At 63.4% G+C, this 20,369-nt stretch carries 18 protein-coding genes and 1 tRNA gene; 10 read left to right on the forward strand and 9 right to left on the reverse strand.

Annotated features, from left to right (window positions below; genetic code table 11):
• Positions 1–13: 13 nt before the first annotated feature.
• The 7 genes from NUH88_RS19700 to gph form a co-directional block, all read right to left on the reverse strand.
• On the reverse strand, positions 14–313 hold the full coding sequence (locus NUH88_RS19700; RefSeq protein WP_257768379.1) for a type II toxin-antitoxin system RelE/ParE family toxin: 300 nt from the start codon (positions 311–313) through the stop codon (positions 14–16).
• Entirely contained in the window at positions 313–546 is a 234-nt protein-coding gene (locus NUH88_RS19705; RefSeq protein ID WP_257768381.1) for a type II toxin-antitoxin system ParD family antitoxin, read from the reverse strand. Before NUH88_RS19705 ends, NUH88_RS19700 begins: the two co-directional genes overlap by 1 nt.
• Before the next feature lie 81 nt (positions 547–627).
• Positions 628–1,614, reverse strand: coding sequence for an NAD(P)-dependent oxidoreductase (locus NUH88_RS19710; protein WP_257768383.1), 987 nt, complete (start codon positions 1,612–1,614; stop codon positions 628–630).
• 213 nt (positions 1,615–1,827) lie between these two features.
• Positions 1,828–2,433, reverse strand: a complete 606-nt coding sequence (locus NUH88_RS19715) for a Hint domain-containing protein (protein ID WP_257768385.1) — start codon at positions 2,431–2,433, stop codon at positions 1,828–1,830.
• 297 nt (positions 2,434–2,730) lie between these two features.
• Entirely contained in the window at positions 2,731–3,660 is a 930-nt protein-coding gene (locus NUH88_RS19720; RefSeq protein ID WP_257768386.1) for a serine/threonine protein kinase, read from the reverse strand.
• Positions 3,661–4,025: 365 nt separating this feature from the next.
• Positions 4,026–4,100, reverse strand: a tRNA-Val gene (locus NUH88_RS19725).
• Between the two features lie 43 nt (positions 4,101–4,143).
• Complete coding sequence (gene gph / locus NUH88_RS19730) at positions 4,144–4,815, reverse strand: phosphoglycolate phosphatase (protein ID WP_257768387.1); 672 nt, start codon at positions 4,813–4,815, stop codon at positions 4,144–4,146.
• A gap of 223 nt (positions 4,816–5,038) precedes the next feature.
• Here gph and glmU point away from each other — a divergent pair, with 223 nt between their 5' ends.
• The 6 genes from glmU (at position 5,039) to NUH88_RS19760 (ending at position 13,132) form a co-directional block, all read left to right on the forward strand.
• Complete coding sequence (gene glmU / locus NUH88_RS19735) at positions 5,039–6,397, forward strand: bifunctional UDP-N-acetylglucosamine diphosphorylase/glucosamine-1-phosphate N-acetyltransferase GlmU (RefSeq protein ID WP_257768388.1); 1,359 nt, start codon at positions 5,039–5,041, stop codon at positions 6,395–6,397.
• A 20-nt stretch (positions 6,398–6,417) separates the two neighbouring features.
• The gene (gene glmS, locus NUH88_RS19740; protein ID WP_257768389.1) at positions 6,418–8,241 is read left to right on the forward strand and encodes a glutamine--fructose-6-phosphate transaminase (isomerizing); all 1,824 of its coding nucleotides are present in this window, start codon (positions 6,418–6,420) and stop codon (positions 8,239–8,241) included.
• 39 nt (positions 8,242–8,280) lie between these two features.
• Positions 8,281–9,489, forward strand: a complete 1,209-nt coding sequence (locus tag NUH88_RS19745) for a diaminopropionate ammonia-lyase (protein WP_257768390.1) — start codon at positions 8,281–8,283, stop codon at positions 9,487–9,489.
• The gene (locus tag NUH88_RS19750; protein WP_257768391.1) at positions 9,486–10,649 is read left to right on the forward strand and encodes a M24 family metallopeptidase; all 1,164 of its coding nucleotides are present in this window, start codon (positions 9,486–9,488) and stop codon (positions 10,647–10,649) included. The genes NUH88_RS19745 and NUH88_RS19750 overlap by 4 nt, the downstream gene beginning before the upstream one ends.
• 90 nt (positions 10,650–10,739) lie before the next feature.
• Positions 10,740–11,522: a maleate cis-trans isomerase family protein gene (locus tag NUH88_RS19755; RefSeq protein WP_257768392.1), complete on the forward strand. Its 783-nt coding sequence runs from the start codon at positions 10,740–10,742 to the stop codon at positions 11,520–11,522.
• 137 nt (positions 11,523–11,659) lie between these two features.
• Positions 11,660–13,132, forward strand: a complete 1,473-nt coding sequence (locus NUH88_RS19760; protein WP_257768393.1) for an NAD-dependent succinate-semialdehyde dehydrogenase — start codon at positions 11,660–11,662, stop codon at positions 13,130–13,132.
• A gap of 53 nt (positions 13,133–13,185) precedes the next feature.
• Here the strand turns inward: NUH88_RS19760 and NUH88_RS19765 are convergent, their stop codons facing one another.
• Positions 13,186–14,574 (reverse strand): multicopper oxidase family protein, encoded by a 1,389-nt coding sequence (locus NUH88_RS19765; RefSeq protein WP_257768394.1) that lies wholly within the window; start codon positions 14,572–14,574, stop codon positions 13,186–13,188.
• A 224-nt stretch (positions 14,575–14,798) separates the two neighbouring features.
• Between NUH88_RS19765 and gor the strand changes: the two genes are divergently transcribed.
• The 4 genes from gor to NUH88_RS19785 all read left to right on the forward strand — a co-directional run bounded on the left by gor (position 14,799) and on the right by NUH88_RS19785 (position 19,625).
• Positions 14,799–16,178, forward strand: coding sequence for a glutathione-disulfide reductase (gene gor / locus NUH88_RS19770; protein WP_257768395.1), 1,380 nt, complete (start codon positions 14,799–14,801; stop codon positions 16,176–16,178).
• Between the two features lie 115 nt (positions 16,179–16,293).
• On the forward strand, positions 16,294–17,685 hold the full coding sequence (locus NUH88_RS19775; protein WP_257768396.1) for a class II 3-deoxy-7-phosphoheptulonate synthase: 1,392 nt from the start codon (positions 16,294–16,296) through the stop codon (positions 17,683–17,685).
• A 28-nt stretch (positions 17,686–17,713) separates the two neighbouring features.
• A complete protein-coding gene (locus NUH88_RS19780; protein ID WP_257768397.1) occupies positions 17,714–18,913 on the forward strand; it encodes a nicotinate phosphoribosyltransferase in 1,200 nt (399 codons plus the stop codon).
• The gene (locus NUH88_RS19785) at positions 18,903–19,625 is read left to right on the forward strand and encodes a glutamine amidotransferase-related protein (protein ID WP_257768398.1); all 723 of its coding nucleotides are present in this window, start codon (positions 18,903–18,905) and stop codon (positions 19,623–19,625) included. The genes NUH88_RS19780 and NUH88_RS19785 overlap by 11 nt, the downstream gene beginning before the upstream one ends.
• Positions 19,626–19,650: 25 nt before the next feature.
• Here NUH88_RS19785 and NUH88_RS19790 read toward each other — a convergent pair whose 3' ends face one another.
• Positions 19,651–20,238, reverse strand: coding sequence for a class I SAM-dependent methyltransferase (locus NUH88_RS19790; RefSeq protein ID WP_257768399.1), 588 nt, complete (start codon positions 20,236–20,238; stop codon positions 19,651–19,653).
• Positions 20,239–20,369 lie beyond the last annotated feature (131 nt).

The following is a 20,369-nucleotide window of genomic DNA, read 5'->3' on the forward strand; positions in this document are numbered from 1 at the left end:
TGGCGGAGGCGCTTTACGTGCCGCCGAGCCGGGAGGGAACGTCCATGCTCTCGTACAGGACGCGGACGATCAGGATGCCGTATGCCTGCTCCACATAGACGATAAGATGCTTCTCGTATCGCTGAATCCGGACAGGCGGAGAATATTCCGGACGCAAGGCGGCAAGTTGTGGGTTCTCGGCGAGGCGTCGAAAGGAGAGTTCCATCCCGGAAAGGTAAAGCCGTCGCTGCGCGCGGCCCCACTCTGCTTCGGTATAGCGGCCAATCTCCCGGATATCGTCCTTTGCCTTCTGGGAGACGCGATAGCCCGGCATCAGGCCCCGTCCAGCTCCGACTGGATGGCCTCCATGCTGAAGCCCTCGGCAATTCCGCTCTCCAGCCCCTCAGTAATCAGCGCCTGCATGCGGGCGATCTCACCCGCGCGCTCCTGGTCGCGCCGGATCAAATCGCGGACATAGTCGCTCACATTACTGTAGCGCCCGGTGCGGGCCTGCGCCTCGACCCAGTGCTTCATCTGCTCGGGCAGGGATACGTTCATAGTCGCCATGGCGTCCTCCATAGAGAGCAGGATGGCGAAAATTGGCAAAGCTTGTCAATTTTTGGATGGGTTACCCGAGGATCCCGACCGCTAGAGCGAGCCCGGCGAGACCTCGTTCTCCAAGGCCTCCCCGCGAAGGAACCTCGGAAGATTGTCGAAGAACAGCGCGTCCCAGCGCGCCCGGGCACCGCTGCCGTTGAAGGAGGTGTGGGCGGTCAGGGTGAGTTTCGGATGCTGCCAGAGCGGGTCGGACGGCGGCAGCGGCTCCTGGTGGAAGACGTCGAGCACGGCGCGGGAGAGCCGGCCGCTGTCGAGTGCCGCGATCAGCGCCGCATCGTCGACGAGGCCGCCGCGCCCGATATTGACGAGCAGGCTGCCCTCCCTGGCGGCCTCGAAGAACCGGGTTCCCGCCATGCCGCGGGTCTCCTCGTTGAGGGCGCAGGCAAGCACGATGACATCGGCGTCGGGCAGGAAGGCCTCGATGTCGGCGAGCGTTCCCACCCGCTCGATGCCCTCGATGGCGCCCGGAGAGCGGCGGATGACGGAGACATTGGCGTCGAAGGCGCGGGCGCGCCGCGCGACATTGCGGCCGATGGGGCCGAACCCGACGATCAGCCAGTTCGTTCCCGAGATTTCCCGGAACGGGGTCTTCTCCCAGGTCCCGCTCGTCTGCAATTCCCGGCGCCGCTCCAGCGGGTGAAACGCGGCGAGGACGTTCGCCATGACATATTCGGAAATCGCGATCGCCTGGGCGTCCGAGTTGCAGAGCCGGACGCCCCTCGCGGCAATCTGCTTGTAGAGCGGATTGTCGAGCCCGGCATTGAAGGTCTGCATCACGCCGATGGAGCGGGTGCTGAGCGCCATCTTCAGCGCGGGCTCGACCAGCTTGTCGAAACTGAGGTCCGGACTGAGCCAGAGGTAGTCGATGTCTGCGTCTTCGGGGGGGACTGGTTTGCCGCCCATCCTGTAGTCACCGGCCGCGGTGAAGGGGACGAGCGCGATGTCGAGGTTCAGAGCCTCAAGGCGCGGGGCCAGTCTCTCGATGGTTTTTTCGTAGATCGCAACTGAGGTGATCATTTTCTGAACTCTCTTGGGGCAGGGGCAGGGAGCGATCCAGGCGGACACAGAAAGGATTACGAACGGGATAAAGGAGGCACGCGATAGCCTTGCCGAGAGTGCGTGGTTTTGCCACGCACTCTCTCGCGTTGCACAGGGCTCTAAAGAGGAACTTGGAAAGACTGACTTTAAAGCCCACGAATTAGTTTTCGAACTGGTGTTCTTGACCGTCGGCTACACGGTAGAGATGCCAGGCATTGATTGAGTGGCTTGAGTGCTTCCATTCAATGGCGACTTGTTGAAGAAACGAAGCAATCCAGAACTAAGCGTCCTAGCTGCTTGGTGAGTGATCGCCGCCCGGATGATGAAGGTTCCGCCGTCTTCAGCGCGGATATTTAAGACGCTGGCTCGGTGTTTCGTACATGTCACTGAAACAACTTCATTCGTGCAATACTGAAATGAATCGTCCACCTGCCAGAACTTGGTGCCACTATTTAACATCCATGCATTGCGCCAACCATTCACGGTCAAGAATGGATGGCCAAACGAGCATCGGATAGGTGTGTCTATCTTCTGCGTCTGGATTTCCCAAATTCGTGCAGTCTTTTTCTTGGATTTCCAGTTCAATTGAGTTGTCGTTAATAAGCCAGTCGGACTTATAATTCTCAAAATATCTCCAATTTCGAGGCGGCTAATTGGTTGCCAACCAACTTCGGTTAACACTTCTGTTTCTTCGGCAAGGCATTTTGCTTGACTGGATCTGCCGTGTATAAAGTCGTCCGCCGCTTGGCCCCCCTCGAAATATCCAAGGCCGCCACATGCAAGGCACTTATCATCCATCACCTTTCCTGAGCCGCCACACGAAGAGCACGTTGCCATAAGTAAACTCCCTAAACACATAATTGAAAATATGTTCAGTATCGTGTTTTGAAGGCTTTGTGTCCACAGCTTGTTCCGAGTGGATGACCGCGAAAAGACCCACAACACTGCAGATTTCAGCATATCGACTGGAAACGGTGGGCGCGGCTGGGATTGAACCAGCGACCCCTGCCGTGTGAAGGATGCGTGCAACCTATCTTTCGATTTACCCATTAGATATCAATGACTTACGAAAGGCCGATATACACATCTTGTTCTTCATGTGGCGCGGTCTAAAAGAGGTAATCCGGTGGTCTCCGAATTGATGTCGCGCCATAGCTCTTGAGCGGACGCTGTTCGGAAATGAACGTGACGCCTTAAAGCTTTTTCCAATGCAAAAGAAAAAGGGGGCTCTAGATCCTGAGCGAGATGCCGAGGGGCGCCATCTAGAATCTGCTCTCTTGTGAATTGGATCTCTGCCGAGTACGCGAGTTGAAGAAGAATTAGTCCGACGTGATAAATATCGATTCTTTGATCGAGCGGTCCAAATTCGGATGAGTTGAGGGCTTCTGGTGGAAGAAGCCATTGTGCACGTGTATTCTCCGGGCTTACGTCTGTGATGAGTTTGCTGATACCGAAGTCGGCGATTTTAAAGGTCATTGCTGATTTTTCGGAAATCAGTTCGTCCTGCACGAACGAGTACATTACATTTCCGAAATGGAGGTCTTGGTGGGCATATCCATTTTGGTGGATATATTCGAGCCCCTGCAGGAGGCATCTGGCTACCGCATATATCCAGACTTTCCCGTCGAAATTTTGTATCTTAAAAAGATCATGAAGCGTGCTGCCGCATCGCTCTGTAATAACGTAAAAAGTGTCATTGTAAACAAATGCATCGAATATATAAGTAATGTTCGGGTGTCGAAGGAATAGTAGTTTATTTCTTTCTTCTATTACGGATTTTTCGACATCTTCAAAATTGCGACCCAAGGGCTTGAATATCTTGGCGGCGAGTCGATTCTTCCAAAGATCAGTGCATCCGTACACAAGGCTGAAATGCCCTTCTCCGATGCGGTCCGTAAAAGTGTAGACGTTTCCGTTCGGACTTTGAATCTGCTGTCCTACTTCGGGTAACGATATACTTCTCTTCGGTATATTATCCGGGCGACTGACCCCTTCGTCAGTTTCCTCCGTGTCATCGGCGTCCATGCAATTCCCCTAAAGGTGGCGCGACCTTCTTATTAATACAGACCTCATCTACTATTATAACGCGTTTTTCGTGCGTGGCTGGTCGGGTTTCAGACTCGATCACTGTGTATAATCGATCGGATGTCTGGGACGGCATGCATCAAACGATGCATTGGCGATCGGAGAAAGAAGAGAGAAGTTATTGAAGCATAGGTCACTGACAATCACTGCAGACCTATGGGGCTAAGTGCCAGTGACGAGAAAAATTTCCCCTAATAGAAGAAGTTTTAGATCGTCATACAGTTGAGAGGGGTGGTTTTACCGACTTTTTACCGACTTACCGGCCTTTTTGCGGGAGCTTGTGGTCAGCTAAGTCATTGAAAAGATGGTGGGCGCGGCTGGGATTGAACCAGCGACCCCTGCCGTGTGAAGACAGTGCTCTCCCGCTGAGCTACGCGCCCGTCGCTTGATGGAGGGCTCTCTTAAGGGGCCCGATCCCGCCTGTCAAGCAAGCGATGCGAGGGTGTCCGGCAAATCGCGGAAACGGTCGAGCCGGGCGTCGGCCGGGATCTCCTCTAGCGGCGTTCTCGCATAACCGTAGCGCATCAGGATGAAGCGCATGCCGGCGCCGCGGCCGGCGCTGGAATCGTGCTCGTTGTCGCCGACCATGCAGGCCGCCTCCGGGGCCACGCCGAGCCGCCTGAGGACCTCCGCCGCGTGTTCCGGGTCGGGTTTTCGGACCGGGAGCGTGTCGCCGCCGACAATGGCCTCGAAGAGATGGTCGAGGCCGAGCAGGGCGAGCACCTTGTGCGTGGCGCGCTCCGGCTTGTTGGTGCAGATCCCGAGCCGGTAGCCGGCCGCCTTCAGTTTCTCGAGCGTCTCCGGCACGTCCGGATAGGGCAGGGTCCTGTCGCTCGCATGGGCCTCGTAGAGCGCGATGAAACGTTCTGTGGCCGCCGTCAGATCCTCGTCATCCAGCGTGACGCCGCGCTCGGCCAGCGCACGCCGCACGAAGACCCGGCCGCCGTCGCCGACGAAGCGCCGTGCGGTGGGGAGATCGATCGGCTCCAGCCCGCGCTCGGCAAGCAGCATGTTGCCGGCCGCGTGCAGGTCGGGCACCGAGTCGATCAGGGTGCCGTCGAGATCGAAGACGATGGCGGAAAGTGCGCGGGGCATGGAAGCGGTCCGGAACGGTTGGTCGGGGCATTCCTATAGCATGAGGTCCCGCCCCGTTGATGTCCGAATTCCGCCTTGCCGACACCATATGAGCGGTTGCTTGAAGGCCGGGCGCCAATCTGTTGTGAAAGGTAAGAAAACGTGACTGTTGCGCTCCGGGGCGCTATGGCATTTTCGCTCCTGTCGCTAACCCGCTCGCAATGCCCTGGAAAACGGTCGGCCCATGAACGCTCCCGTCGCAGTCGTCGTCCTCGCCGCAGGCAAGGGGACAAGGATGAAATCGGACCTCTCCAAGGTCCTGCACCCGGTCGCCGGCCGGCCGCTGCTGCACCATGTGCTGGCGGCGACGGAACCGCTCCGGGCCGAGCGGCGGGTCGTCGTGCTGGCGCCGGGACAGGACGAGGTCGCGGCCAGCATTGCGCCGATCCCGACCGCGATCCAGCATCCGCCGCGCGGCACCGGCGACGCCGTGCGCGCGGCGCGGGAGCAGCTCGATGGCTTCACCGGGACCGTGCTGGTGCTGTTCGGCGACACCCCTTTGCTGACCGAGGAAACGCTGCAGCAGATGGTGGCGATGTGCGCCGGGCCGGACGGCGCGGCCTTCGTCGTCCTCGGCTTCGAGAGCGATAACCCGGGACGTTACGCCCGTCTGGTGCTGGACGAGGCGGGGAACCTCCGGAAAATCATCGAGGCACCGGACCTGAAGGGCGCCGAGACGGAGATCGGGCTCTGCAACGGCGGCGCGCTCGCGGTCGACGGCGCGCGGCTATTCGACTGGCTCGACCGGCTGGAGCCGCATAACGCGCAGGGCGAGTTCTATCTCTTCGATCTGCTCGACTTCGCCCATGAGGAAGGCCGCAAGGCCGGCGTCGTCTGGATCGACCCGGTCGAGACCATGGGCGTCGACAGCCGCGCCGGGCTGGCCTCGGCCGAGGCGCGGATGCAGGAGCGCCTGCGCAAACGGGTGATGGAGCAGGGGGTGACGCTGGTCGCGCCGGAGACCGTCTTTCTCAGCTGGGACACCGTGATCGGGCAGGACAGCGTGGTGCAGCCGCACTGCGTCTTCGGCCCCGGCGTGAAGATCGGCCCCAAGGTCGAGATCAAAAGCTTCTCCCATCTGGAAGGCGCGGAGGTCGGGATCGGCGCGCGCGTCGGGCCCTATGCGCGGCTCCGGCCCGGCGCGGCGCTGGAAGAGGGCGTGCATGTCGGCAATTTCGTCGAGGTGAAGAACGCGCATCTCGGCGCCGGCGCGAAGGCCAATCACCTGAGCTATGTCGGCGATGCCGAAGTGGGCCCGGGCGCGAATATCGGCGCGGGGACCATTACCTGCAACTACGACGGCTACGAGAAGCATCTGACCGAGATCGGCGCGGGCGCCTTCATCGGCTCCAACACGTCACTGGTCGCGCCGGTCCGGGTCGGCGAGGGCGCGCTGGTCGGGGCCGGCAGCACCGTCGGCGAGGATGTGGACGCGAACGACATCGTCGTGGTGCGCGGCGAGCGGACGGTCAAGCCGGGCGCGGCGGAGCGCTACCGCGAGATCCGGGCGGCGCGCAAGGCGGCGAAGAAGAAAGATTCTTAAGTAGAAGGGACCACCCGCTCATGTGCGGCATCATCGGAATGATCGCGAACCGGCCGGTGGCCGGACACATCGTCGACGCGCTGAAGCGGCTGGAATATCGCGGCTACGATTCCGCCGGCGTGGCGACGCTGGACGGCGGGCCGGCGGAACGGCGGCGGGCCGAAGGCAAGCTGTTCAATCTTGAAAAAGGTATCGACGAGTCGCCGCTCGGCGGCGCCATCGGCATTGGCCATACCCGCTGGGCGACCCATGGCGCACCGACTGCGAACAATGCCCATCCGCACCGGGCCGGCCGGGTCAGCATCGTCCATAACGGCATCATCGAGAATTTCCAGGAGTTGGCGGCGGAACTCGCCGCCTCCGGGATCGTGCCCGAGAGCGAGACCGACACCGAGATCGTCGCGCTCTTCTTCAACAAGCTTCTGGAAGACGGGCTCGCGCCCGAGGCGGCAATGGAGAAGGTTGCCGAACGGGTGACCGGGGCCTATGCGCTGGTGCTGATGATCGACGGCGAGGAGGATCTGCTGCTCTGCGCCCGCCGCGCCTCGCCGCTCGCCATCGGCTACGGCGAGGGGGAGATGTTCATCGGTTCGGACGCGCTCGCGCTCGCGCCCTTCACCCGGAAGATCTCCTATCTCGAGGACGGCGACTGGGCGCTGATCCGCCGATCCGGCGCGGAGATCCGCGACGAGACCGGGGCGAAGGTCGAACGCCCGATCAAGCTGACCGAGGCGACCGGGGCGCTGATCGGCAAAGGCAATTACCGGCATTTCATGGAAAAGGAGATCCACGAGCAGCCGGAGGTGATGGGCTACACGCTGTTCCATTACTATCGCAGCGCCGACCGCTCCATCGCTTTGCCGGATCTGCCGTTCGACCCGGCCTCGCTGCCGAAGCTCACCATCGTCGCCGCCGGGACCAGCTTCTATGCCGGCATGGTCGCGAAATACTGGTTCGAGACCCTGGCGCGCATCCCGGTCGAGATCGATATCGCCTCCGAGTTCCGCTACCGCAATCCGGTAATGCCGGAAGGCGGCGCCGCGCTCTTCATCTCGCAGTCGGGCGAGAGCCTGGATACGCTGATGGCGCTCCGCCATGCGCGCGACGGCGGCCAGCATATCGTCGCGCTGGTGAACCAGCCGGAGAGCACCATCGCGCGGGAAAGCGACGTGGTGCTGGAGACGCTGGCCGGGCCGGAGATCTGCGTCGCCTCGACCAAGGCCTTCACCACCCAGCTCGTCGCCCTGCTGACGCTCGCGGTCGATTTCGCCCGCCGCCGCGGCTCCGCATCGAAGGAGCAGCTCGACGCGGTGATGGACAGCCTCGTCCATCTTCCGGCCCAGATCGGCGAGGTGCTGAAGGAGACGGAGAAATGGCTGCCGGTCAGCCATGAGCTCTCCAAGGTGCGCGACGTGCTCTATCTCGGCCGCGGCCTCTCCTATCCGATCGCCATGGAAGGGGCGCTGAAGCTGAAGGAGCTGAGCTACATCCATGCCGAGGGCTATGCCGCGGGCGAGATGAAGCACGGGCCCATCGCGCTTCTGGAAGAGGGCGTGCCGGTGATCATGGTGGCGCCGATGGATCCCTGGTTCGAGAAGGTGGCGAGCAATGCCATGGAGGTCCGGGCGCGCGGCGGGCGGGTCATCCTGCTCTCCGACAGGAGCGGGATCAATCGGCTCGGCGACCTTGCGACCTGGTCTTTCGAGCTGCCGGAATGCGACCCGATGGTGGCGCCGATCCTGTATACGATCCCGGTGCAGCTGCTCTCCTATTTCACCGCCGCCGAGAAAGGCACCGACGTCGATCAGCCCCGGAACCTTGCGAAGAGCGTGACGGTGGAGTAACGCCTTAGCCTCGTCTTTCGTTGCGGGGGGAGCCGCCAGGTGAATATCGAACGGGAACTGACGGCGCCGGAGCTGCTGCGCCAGCATGCCGCGCATGCGGCGGCCGGAGGCGCCTGGCCGGAGAGCCTGGAGGCGGATTTTCCGGTCTCCATGGCGGACGACGCGCTGGCCGAGATTTCCTCCTGGCCGGGCTACGCGCCGACGCCGCTCGAGTCCCTCGATGCGCTCGCGGCGCATCTCGGTCTCGGAGCCGTGCTCTACAAGGACGAGGGGCCGCGCTTCGGGCTCGGCAGTTTCAAGGCGCTGGGCGGGGCCTATGCGGTGATGCTGCTGGCGCGCAAATGGCTGGCCGAGAACGGCCATGGCGAGGCCGCGCTGGCCGATATCCGTGGCGGCAAGTTCGCGGAAGCGCTCAAGGATCTCACCGTCACCTGCGCGACCGACGGCAATCACGGGCGCTCGGTCTCCTGGGGCGCTGAGATGGCGGGCTGCCGCTGCGTCATCTTCATCCATGCCGAGGTGAGCGAGGGCCGCAAGGCGGCGATGGAGGGCTTCGGCGCCGAGGTGCGGCGCATCGACGGCGATTACGACATGTCTCTCAAGGTCAGCGAGCGCGAGGCCGAGGCGAACGGCTGGTTCGTGGTCTCCGACGCCTCCTGGCCCGGCTACCTGGAGATCCCCCGCGACGTGATGGCGGGCTATACGGTGATGGCGAGCGAGGTGCTTGCGCAGGCCGATGCACCGCCGACCCATATGTTCGTGCAGGCCGGCGTCGGCGGTTTCGCGGCCGCCATGGTGGCGCGGCTCTGGCAGAAGCTCGGAGCGGACGCGCCGCGTTCGATCGTTGTCGAGCCGGATCTCGCCGCCTGCGCCATCGAGAGTGCGCGGCAGGACAAGCCGGCGATCGTGCCGATCCACGAGGAAACCCTGATGGCGGGTCTCTCTTGCGGGGAGATGTCGCTGGTCGCCTGGCCGATCCTTTCGGCCGGCTGCACCGACTACGTCACCGTGGGCGAGGAGGGCGTCGGCCCGGCCATGCGGCTGCTCGCCTCGGGCGAAGCCGGTGCGAAGATCACCGGCGGTGAGTCCGGCGTCGCCGGGCTCCTGGGGCTGCTCGCGGTCTGCGCCCATCCGGTGCTGAAGGAACGGATCGGCCTCGGTCCCGAGAGCCGGGTGCTGCTGATCGGCAGCGAGGGCGCGACCGATCCCGAGATCTACAGGTCCATCGTCGGCGATCTCGCGGCATGACGATCTCGCGCGGCTTTCCGGCGGCCGAGTTCGAGGCGCGGCTGGAAAACGCGCAGCGGAGGATGGCGGCGGCGGGGCTGGACCTGTTGCTGCTCACCACCGAGCCGGACGTGCGCTATTTCAGCGGTTTCCTGACCCAGTTCTGGCAGAGCCCGACCCGTCCCTGGTTTCTCCTTGTGCCCGCGAAAGGCAAGCCGGTCGCGGTGATCCCCGGTATCGGCGCGCCGGCGATGGCGCGCACCTGGATCGAGGATATTCGCACCTGGTCCTCGCCGAACCCGGAGGACGAGGGGCTCTCGCTACTGGCGGAGACTGTCCGCGAACTGGCGGGAGAGACGGCGCGGATCGGTCTTCCCTCCGGTCCCGAGACCCATCTCCGCCTGCCGCTCGCCGAGTACGACCGGCTTCGCGCGATGCTTCCCGACGCGACCTTCCGCGACGATGCGGGCATCGTGCGGGCGCTCAGGATCGTCAAGTCGGAGGCGGAGATAGCGAAGATCGCGGCGGCCTGCGATCTGGTCAGCGGCGTGTTCGAAGACTGGTTCGGCTGGCTCGCTCCCGGCATGAGCGAGCAGGAGATCTTCCGCCGCTTCAAGATCGCCTGTCTCGAGGCGGGTGCGGACGATGTTTCCTACCTTGTCGGCGGCGCCGGGTCGGGTGGCTACGGCGACATCATCTCGCCGCCTTCAGAGCGGAAAGTCCGGGACGGCGACGTGCTGATCCTCGATACCGGCACGCTGCTCGACGGCTATTTCTGCGATTTCGACCGCAACTACGCGATCGGTGCGCCGTCCGAGGCGGTGGCCGCCGCGTACCGGACCGTCTATGCCGCGACGGAGGCGGGGCTCGCCGCCGCGCGGCCGGGCGCGACCTGTGCCGATCTTTTCCGCGCGATGGCGGACGTGCTCTCTTCCGACGGCGCCGCAGCCGGCAATGTCGGGCGGATCGGTCACGGGCTTGGCACGGTGCTGACCGAGTGGCCGTCGATCACCGCGGACGACAAGACGGAGCTCGTCCCCGGCATGGTCATGACGCTTGAACCGGGGCTGGAATACGCGCCGGGCAAAATGATGGTGCACGAGGAGAATATCGTAATCCGCGCGGATGGCGCCGAATTGCTGACGCGGCGCGCTCCCGGCGAAATCCCGGTTGTGCGCTGAGGCACAGAAACCCGTTCCCGTATCGCCTATTGATCGGGGCGACGGCGAGGGGCCATTCTGCGGCGCCCATGCAGTTTCAAGGAGACTCCGATGCGGGAGCTTGAGATCGATGCGGACCTTCCGTGGCGTCATCGTCTCGGCCTGATCGTCCTCAAAACCGACGAGACGATCGAGCAGGATTTCCGTCATCTCGCCGTGGATCCTTCGATCGCGCTCTATCACACCCGGATCGAAAGCGCGCCCAACGTTACCCCTGAGACGTTGCGCCAGATGGAAGCGCGTATTCCGGGCGCGGCGGCCCTGCTGCCGGAGGACACGCCGCTCGACGTGATCGGCTATGGCTGCACCTCGGCCTCGACCGTGCTCGGGGAAGCGCGGGTCGAGGAGCTGGTCCGCTCGGTTCACCCGAGTGCCGCGGTCACCAATCCTCTTTCCGCGCTGAAGGCCGCCGCGGCGGCGCTCGGCGTCGCCCGGCTCGGGCTGGTCAGTCCCTATGTCCGCTCCGTCACCGACGCGCTGGAGGCTGAGATGTCGAAGAGCGGCGTGCCGTTCGTCGAGACCACTGTCTTCGGACAGGAGGAGGAGCGCGTCGTCGCACGTATCGCGCTCGGGGCGATCGTGGCGGGCGCAGAGGAGGTCGCGGGCAATCCGGCCGTCGAGGCGGTGTTCGCCTCATGCACCAACCTGCGGGCGGCCGGCGTTGTTCTCGAGGCAGAGCGGCGCACCGGAAGGCCGTTTCTCTGCAGCAACCAGGTGCTCGCCTGGCACATGATGCGGCTTGCCGGTATCACCCGCCCGCTTCCGGAACTCGGACGCCTCGGAAGCGTTCAGCTGGCAGGCGCAACGACCGCGAGCCGCGAAATCGTCGCTTGAGAGCGTGGGGAGAACCCCCATGTTTCGGAATGAGTTAGCTATTCTCCTGCAGCGCTGAATGCGGCGCAGGACAGATTTGACCTACCGGCGTGGCCCGCACCAGGACGCCGCCGCAATAAGAGGGAAGGAGCCTCCCAATGGATATCAGAAGCAAACTTGCCGACCCGTCGCTGTTCCGCGAGCAGTGCTATATCGACGGTGCCTGGGTTGATGCCGATAGCGGTAAGACAGTCGATGTGACCGACCCGGCGACCGGCGATGTCGTCGGCACCATTCCGGACATGGGCGGCGACGAGACGCGCCGCGCGATCAAGGCGGCGAACGCGGCCTGGCCGGCCTGGCGCGCCAAGACCGCGAAAGAGCGTTCCGCGATCCTGCGCAAATGGTTCGATCTGATGATGGCGAACCAGAAAGACCTCGCCGCCATCATGACCGCCGAGCAGGGCAAGCCGCTCGCCGAGGCGATGGGCGAGATCGCCTATGGCGCCTCCTATATCGAGTACTATGCCGAGGAGGCCAAACGCATCAACGGCGACGTTATTCCGGGAATGGCGGCGGACAAGCGGATCGTCGTCATCAAGCAGCCGGTCGGCGTCGTCGGCTCGATCACGCCCTGGAACTTCCCGAACGCGATGATCACCCGCAAGGCCGCCCCGGCGCTCGCCGCGGGCTGCACCTTCGTTTCCAAGCCGGCGAAGATGACGCCGTTCTCGGCCCTCGCCATTGCCGAACTGGCCGAGCGTGCGGGCATTCCGAAAGGCGTCTTCAACGTCGTCTGCGGTGCGAGCTCGTCGGCCATCGGCAACGAGCTGACCCACAGCCCGATCGTCCGCAAGATCACCTTCACCGGCTCGACCGAGGTCGGCAAGAAGCTGATCGCGCAGGCCGCATCGACGGTGAAGAAGGTCTCGATGGAACTCGGCGGCAACGCGCCGCTGATCATCTTCGATGACGCCAATATCGAGGAAGCGGTGAAGGGCGCCATTGCCTCCAAATACCGCAATGCCGGGCAGACCTGCGTCTGCGCCAACCGGATCTTCGTGCAGGACGGCATCTATGACGAGTTCTCGAAACGCTTCGCCGAGGCCGCCGCGTCGATGAAGCTGGGCAACGGCTTCGAGGACGGCGTCATCATGGGGCCGCTGGTCGAGGCCGCCGCCGTCGACAAGGTCGAGGAGCATGTGCAGGACGCCGTCGCCAAGGGCGCCAAGGTGGCCACCGGCGGCTCGCGCAGCAATATAGGTGCACTGTTCTACGAGCCGACCGTGCTGACCGGCGCCACCCGCGACATGGTGATCTTCCGTGAGGAGACCTTCGGCCCTGTCGCCCCGCTCTTCCGCTTCAAGACGGAAGAGGAGGTGATCGAGATGGCGAACGATACCGAGTTCGGCCTCGCCTCCTACTTCTATGCCCGCGACCTCGGCCGCGTCTGGCGTGTCGCCGAAGCGCTGGAATACGGCATGGTCGCGATCAACGAGGGCATCCTCTCCTCCGAACTGGCACCGTTCGGCGGCGTGAAGGAGAGCGGCCTCGGCCGCGAAGGCTCGAAATACGGCCTCGATGACTATCTGGAGATCAAATACATGCTGATGGGCGGTCTGAACGGCTGACCCAAATAGCGAACCCGCAAGGAAAACGGCGGCTTCGGCCGCCTTTTCTTTTTTTAGGCATCCACCCTCAGGAACCCTGCCAGGCCGGTCTTCTGGTGCTCGATGACGTGGCAATGGAAGGCCCAGTCGCCCGGGTTGTCGGCGACGAGACCGACTTCCATGGTCTCCTCGGCCCGCAGCAGAGCCGTGTCGGTCCAGAGCGGCGCGATCTCGCGCTTGTTAGAGCGGAGCAGGCGGAAAGTCAGGCCGTGCAGGTGGATCGGGTGGTCATACGGCGTCTCGTTGCGTAGGCGGAGGATGTAGCTCCTGCCCTGTTTCATCACGCCGAGCGGGGCGAGGGGATCGGGGAAATCGCCTTGCCAAGCGATCCGGTTGATAGACCAGAAAAGATAGCCGAGGCTGCCGCAGATCGGGTTCGCCGGGGCATCGCCGCCGGGCGACCAGCCGAAGACATATTCCTGCAACTCGGCATTGGCGAGATCGGGCTCGGCGACCGGGTTTGGGGCAAGCGGCTTCAGCTCGGCGAGCTGCCGTCTCGCGCTCGCGCCGGTCGCGCGGAAACGGGCAAGGCGGACCGGGGTCGTAGGTCGCTCGAGGATCAGTTCGACCTCCTCGCCCTCGTGGTCAGGCACGCGCAGCGCGATGTCCGCGCGCTGTCCGGGTGCCATCTCGATGCGCTCGGGAGCGACTGGTGCGGGGAGGCCGTGGGAGTCTAGCGCGATCAATCTCGCCTCTCCGCCCTTCACGCTATATTGCCCGATCCGGGTCAGGTCGGTCACCGCCATGCGTAGGCGCACGAGCGTTCCGGCCTCGACGTTGTAGACTGGGTCGATTTGCCAGTTGACGGTGTTCACCGTGCCGAGCGTTCCGCCGCGTGCGGTATTGCGGGCCTTGTAGAATTCGAGGAACTGGCCTTCGCTGCCGATCCGGAAGTCGCGGATGTTGAGCGGCAGATCGCTGTCGAAGCCCGGATCCTCCGCATCCTCGACCACCAGCATTCCGGTCATGCCGCGGGCCATCTGTTCCAGCGTGTTGCAATGCGGGTGATACCAGAAGGTGCCCGCGTCCGGCGGGGTGAAGCTGTAGCGGAAACTGGTACCGTCTCTGATCGGCGCCTGCGTCAGGTACGGCACCCCGTCCATCGCGTTGTCGATCCGCAGCCCATGCCAGTGCACGGTCGTGTCCTCGCCGAGCCGGTTCGCGACCTCGATGGCGAAACGCTCGCCCTGGCGCATGCGGATTACCGGCGGCGGGCCGTCGGCGGCGAAACTCATCATCTCCACGGTCGGCTTGCCTTTCACAATCTCGTGCGTCAGGCGGCTGATCGAGAGCTTGTCGTCGACGGCGGCAAAGACCCGGTGCGCGGCAAGGGCGGTCAGTCCCGAGGCGCCGGCGAGGGCGGCGGAGCCGATCAGCAGATCGCGGCGGGTGACAGCACTCATGCGGAAAACCTTTCAAGTCCGTGTGCGGCCAGAGCTTAGCCCTCCCGCCAATGGGAGCAAGGGCAGGTGATCGGGCATTTGGCCGCAGCATCGCACGTAGGAGCGCAAGGCGGCGTTAGGGCCCGATCCGTTGACTGTCTCCTGCCTGACAGGCATCAATGGATTTCCTATCTGATCGGTCGAGTAAAATTTCGACGTGAACATCCCGAACCTGGAGCGATCCCGTGTCCGACTACGATTTCGACCTCATCACCATTGGCGCCGGCTCCGGCGGCGTGCGCGCCAGTCGTCTCGCATCCTCCTTCGGGGCAAAGGTCGCCGTGGTCGAGGAAGTGCGCGAGGGCGGGACCTGCGTGCTGCGCGGCTGCGTGCCGAAGAAGCTCTTCGTCTACGGCTCCCATTTCGGTCACGACATGGAAGACGGCGCGGGCTACGGCTGGTCGGCGGGGAACCTCGCGCATGACTGGCCGAAGATGATCGCCGCCAAGGAAAAGGAACTCGACCGGCTGCACGGGATCTATGTCGGCCTGCTGGAGAATGCCGGGGTCACGCGGATCAACGGGCGCGGCACGGTGGTGGACGCCCATACGGTCGCGGTCGGCGACAAGCGCTACACGGCGGAGAAGATCCTGATCGCGGTGGGCGGCTGGCCGAGCATTCCCGAGGTCGAGGGCGCGGAGCACGCGATCACCTCGAACGAGGCGCTGGAACTGCCGGAGCGCCCGGAGCGCATCGTCATCGTCGGCTCCGGCTTCATCGCCGTCGAGTTCGCCGGGATCTTCAATGCCTTCGGCTCGGAGACCCATCTGGTCTACCGCGCCGACAAGGTGCTGCGCGGCTTCGACGAGGAGGTGCGCGACACCCTGACCCAGGAGATGTCCAAGAAAGGCATGCATCTCCATCCGGGCATCCTGCCGGACCGGATCGAGAAGGCCGGCACGGCCTACAGGGTGCACATGAACGACGGCTCGGTGATCGAGGCGGACAAGGTAATGTACGCGACCGGCCGGCATCCGAACACCAAGGGGCTCGGCCTCGCGGAAGCCGGCGTCGAGCTGGACCGCAAGGGCGCCGTCGTGGTGAACGAGTGGTCGCAGACCTCGGTGCCGAGCATCTACGCGGTCGGAGACGTGACCGACCGGATCAACCTGACGCCGGTCGCCATTGCCGAGGGCCATTCCTTCGCCGAGACCCAGTTCAACAACAATCCGCGCCAGGCGGACCACAGCGACGTGCCGAGCGCCGTCTTCAGCCAGCCCCCGGTCGGAACGGTAGGCCTGACGGAAGCCGAGGCGCGCGAGACCTACGGCGCCGTCGACGTCTATGTCGCCGGATTCCGGCCGATGAAATACACGCTGACCGACAATCCGGAGCGCGGCATGCAGAAGCTGATCGTCGACCGGGCCTCCGACCGCGTGGTCGGCGCCCATATGGTCGGGCTCGACGCGCCAGAGATCATCCAGGGCATTGGCATCGCCATCAAGGCAGGCGCGACCAAGGCCGAGTTCGACGCCACCATCGGGATCCATCCGACGGCGGCGGAGGAGTTCGTCACCATGCGCACCAAGCGCCCTGATCCGGAAGAGCGCCAGGCCGCGGAATAGGCCGCAAGGCATGGCTCGCGGCGCTGGCCATCGTGGATAACCGCTGTTAATAATGCCGGTCCCCGAATCGGAGCACGGCCGGTTCGGGCATCCGGTATCTCAAGGGAGAAGAACGATGGCCGGCACCTGGAGCCCCGATAGCTGGCGCGGCAAACCGATCAAGCAGGTCCCCTCCTATCCGGACGCGGCGCGTCTGGCGGCGGTGGAGAAGGAACTGAGCGGCTATCCGACACTCGTTTTTGCAGGTGAGGCGCAGCGCCTGAAAGCGTCGCTCGGCAAGGTCGCCGACGGCGAGGCCTTCCTGCTGCAGGGCGGCGACTGCGCCGAGAGCTTTGCCGAATTCTCCCCGAACAACATTCGCGACACTTTCCGCGTGCTGCTGCAGATGGCCGTGGTGCTGACTTTCGGCGCGGCCGTGCCGATCGTGAAGGTCGGCCGTCTTGCCGGTCAGTTCGCCAAGCCGCGTTCTTCCGATACGGAAACGATCGGCGGCGTCGAGCTGCCGAGCTATCGCGGCGACATGGTGAACGCGATCGAGTTCGAAGAGGGCTCGCGCGTTCCCGATCCCGACCGGCTGCTCAAGGTCTACAACCAGTCGGCCTCGACCCTGAACCTGCTGCGCGCTTTCGCCCAGGGCGGCTTCGCCAATCTGGAGCAGATCCATCGCTGGACTCTCGGCTTCGTCGAGAAATCGCCGCAGGGAGAGCGTTTCGAAAACCTGGTGCAGCGTATCGACGAGGCGCTCGAATTCATGCGCGCCTGCGGCATCACGCCGGAGAACAACCAGCAGCTCCGGGAGACCGAGTTCTATACCAGTCACGAGGCCCTGCTGCTCGGCTACGAGCAGGCGATGACCCGCAAGGACACCATCACGGGCCAGGGCGGATGGTACAGCACCTCGGCGCATATGCTCTGGGTTGGCGACCGCACCCGCCAGGCGGACGGCGCGCATATCGAATACTTGCGCGGGATCCAGAATCCGATCGGTATGAAATGCGGCCCGAGCCTCGACACCGACGACATGCTGCGGCTGATCGACATCCTCAACCCGCAGAACGAAGCCGGCCGGCTGACCCTGATCGTACGCGTCGGCGCGGGCGAGGTGGACAAGCACCTGCCGCGCTTCATCCGCGCGGTGGAGAAGGAAGGCAAGAACGTCGTCTGGTCCTGCGATCCGATGCATGGCAACACGGTGAAAGCCTCCAGCGGCTACAAGACCCGGCCGTTCGACCGTATTCTTTCCGAGGTAAAGGAGTTCTTCGAAGTGCATCAGGCCGAAGGTACCCATGCCGGCGGCGTGCATTTCGAGCTCACCGGCCAGGATGTGACCGAGTGCATCGGGGGCGCCCAGGCGATCACCGACGAGGCGCTCGCGGACCGCTATCACACCCACTGCGACCCGCGTCTGAATGCGAGCCAATCGTTGGAGCTTGCTTTCCTGATCGCTGACATGATGAAGAAGAGCAGGGCCAGCGACGCGGCCGGCTCTTTGGCGGCGGCCTCCTGACCGGGATCTGAAGTTAGGGATAGAGCTCATGGACGGCTCTGACGGGATTGCGGCTCTGACGCCGGACGAGACGCCGCGCACGGTGGTTCATCCGGCGGAATCCGAGCTGCCGCGCTTCGTCGACAAGTACTTTCTGCGGACCAAGGAAGTGGTCGCCAAGTTCGGCGACGTGGATGTGACCTATGCCGTCTTCATGCGGCGTCCGGTCACCTCCGCGCCGCGGCTGGCGATGCAATGGCTGGAGCGCATGGCGAAGGCCCGCGGCGTCGAGATCCGGATCGATCTGAAGCAGAAGGAAGGCTCCTGGGTCGGCGCCGGCGAGCCGATCATGTATGTCTCCGGTTCGCTCTATCACCTGATCGATCTTGAGACCCAGTTCCTGCAGAAGCTCGGGGCCTGCTGCGTTGCCGCCTACAACGCCTATGTGATGTGCGCGGAAATGCAGAAGACCGCCTTCCTCGCCATGGATGCGCGGCACTGCGCCGGTACCGAGATGGCAGAGATGATGGCCTATGGCGCCAGCGTCGGCTCCGCGAAGGCGCAGCGCAAGCTGGGAGCCGTCGGTTTTATCGGCAACGCTTCGGATGAGACCGCCCATTTCTTCGACAAGGATCGGGGCTACGGCACCATGCCGCACGCCCTGATCGGCTATGCGGGCTCCACGGTGCGTGCGGCCGAGATGTTCCACGAGACCCATCCGGAAGAGAACCTGACGGTTCTGGTCGATTATTTCGGCCAGGAATTCACCGATGCGCTGGCGGTTTGCCGCCGCTATCCGGAACTCGCCGCCGAGGGCCGGGTCGCGGTGCGCCTCGACACCCATGGCGGGCGCTATGTCGAGGGCATGGATATCGGCATGTCCTACCAGGTGCTGGACCGGAACGCCCCGCAGGCGATCCGCGGTTACCGGACCGACAACGAGCTGCGCTACCTGATCGGCACCGGCGTGTCGGCGGCAGCGATCTGGCATATGCGCGAGCGGCTCGACCGGGACGGTTTCAAGGCGGTGAAGATTGTCGCCTCAAGTGGTTTCTCGCCGGAGAAGTGCCGTGTCATGGCGCTCGCCAATGCGCCGATTGACGTTATCGGCACGGGTTCCTATCTCCCTGAGAAATGGAGCGAGACCTACGCGACCGCGGATATCGTCAACTATGGCGGCGAGGAACGTGTTAAGGTCGGCCGCGAGTTTCTGCTGGAAAAGACCCGAACCGAACATCGTGAAACCTAAAGTCCTCATCGTCCTGCACCAGAAGACCTCCACACCGGGGCATGTCGGCGTGCTCCTGGAGGAGCGCGGCTATGAGCTCGACAAACGCTGTCCCTGCATCGGGCATGAGCTGCCGGACCATCTGGACGATCACGAGGGCGTGGTAGTGTTCGGCGGTCCGATGAGCGCCAACGACTGCCATATGGACGGCATCCGCGCCGAGCTCGACTTCATGGAGGTCGTGCTGCGCGAGAAGAAGCCCTATTTCGGCATCTGCCTCGGCGGCCAGATCCTGGCCCGGGCGCTTGGCGCCAAGGTCTATCTGCATGACGAGGGGCATGTCGAGGTCGGTTACACGAAGATCCATCCGACAGAGCAGGGCCGGCCTTTCTTCGAGCAGTCGGATCACTTCTACCAGTGGCACAAGGAAGGGTTCGACATTCCGGACGGCGCGCGGCTGCTGGCCGAGGGTACCCGCTTTCCGAACCAGGCTTACCTTTACGGCGAAAATGCGCTCGGTATTCAGTTCCACCCGGAGATCACGCTGGAGATGATCCAGCGCTGGACGGCTGGCGCGGCGCATCGGATGGAGCTTCCGGGCGCCCAGCCCAAGGAAGCGCATCTGAAGGGCTTCGAGCTGTTCTTCGAGGATATCGACCGCTGGGGCCGGGCGACGCTCGACTGGCTCGGCATGCGCGGTTCTAAGGCCGCATTGGCCGACGCGGCGGACTGACCCAGGCAGGATCGCGCAGGGCCGCCTATACCTCCTTGCCGTTGGTCTCGATGTCGGCCTTCCGGGCCTTCATCAGGATATTGAGTTCCTGGATCACGCCCCATTGCTGCGTCGCGATCTCCCGAAGCTTCTCCTGCGAGATTTCGCCTTTGCGCAGCTTTTCGTTCCAGACGGGATCGAAGCCGTAATTGACCTCGACGGTCTCGAAATCGACATCGAGCATGAGCGCCAGCATTGTCACGTTCACGTTCCGCCGGGCCCAGTCCCGGTTCTGCTCCTTGCTCAGCATCTCGAAGGTGCCGGAGGTAAAGGTCCGGACATGTGTCGGATCCGAGTAATAGCTGCGATGCATGTAGTGCGGCACTGAGACCCGGAAGAGACCGTCATGTTTCAGCACGCGGTAGATTTCCTTGATGATGTTGAAAAACACCGACCGTTGCTCGCCCAGGTGCTCAAGAACATGGATCGCAGCCACTTCGGAGATCGAACCGGTTTCGAAAGGCCAGGGCGTCTCTTCGAGGTTCAAGAGGATGTCCGGGTCGCATTCCTTGAAAAAATCGACGTTCGTATAGCCGTCCATCTTGCGGAAGCCGCAGCCGATATTCAGTTTCATTTCAAAAATACCGTAAAATCAGCGAGTTATGCGCGTGCTCCTAGGCTTATCGCAGCCTGCGGTGGTGGTCAATATGGCGAGGCGCCACGCACAGAAAATAGCAGAGCAGGCCAGAACTGCTCGGCCTTTCC

Origin of the sequence: Nisaea acidiphila, assembly GCF_024662015.1 — a bacterium.
Classification (GTDB): Bacteria; Pseudomonadota; Alphaproteobacteria; order Thalassobaculales; family Thalassobaculaceae; genus Nisaea; species Nisaea acidiphila.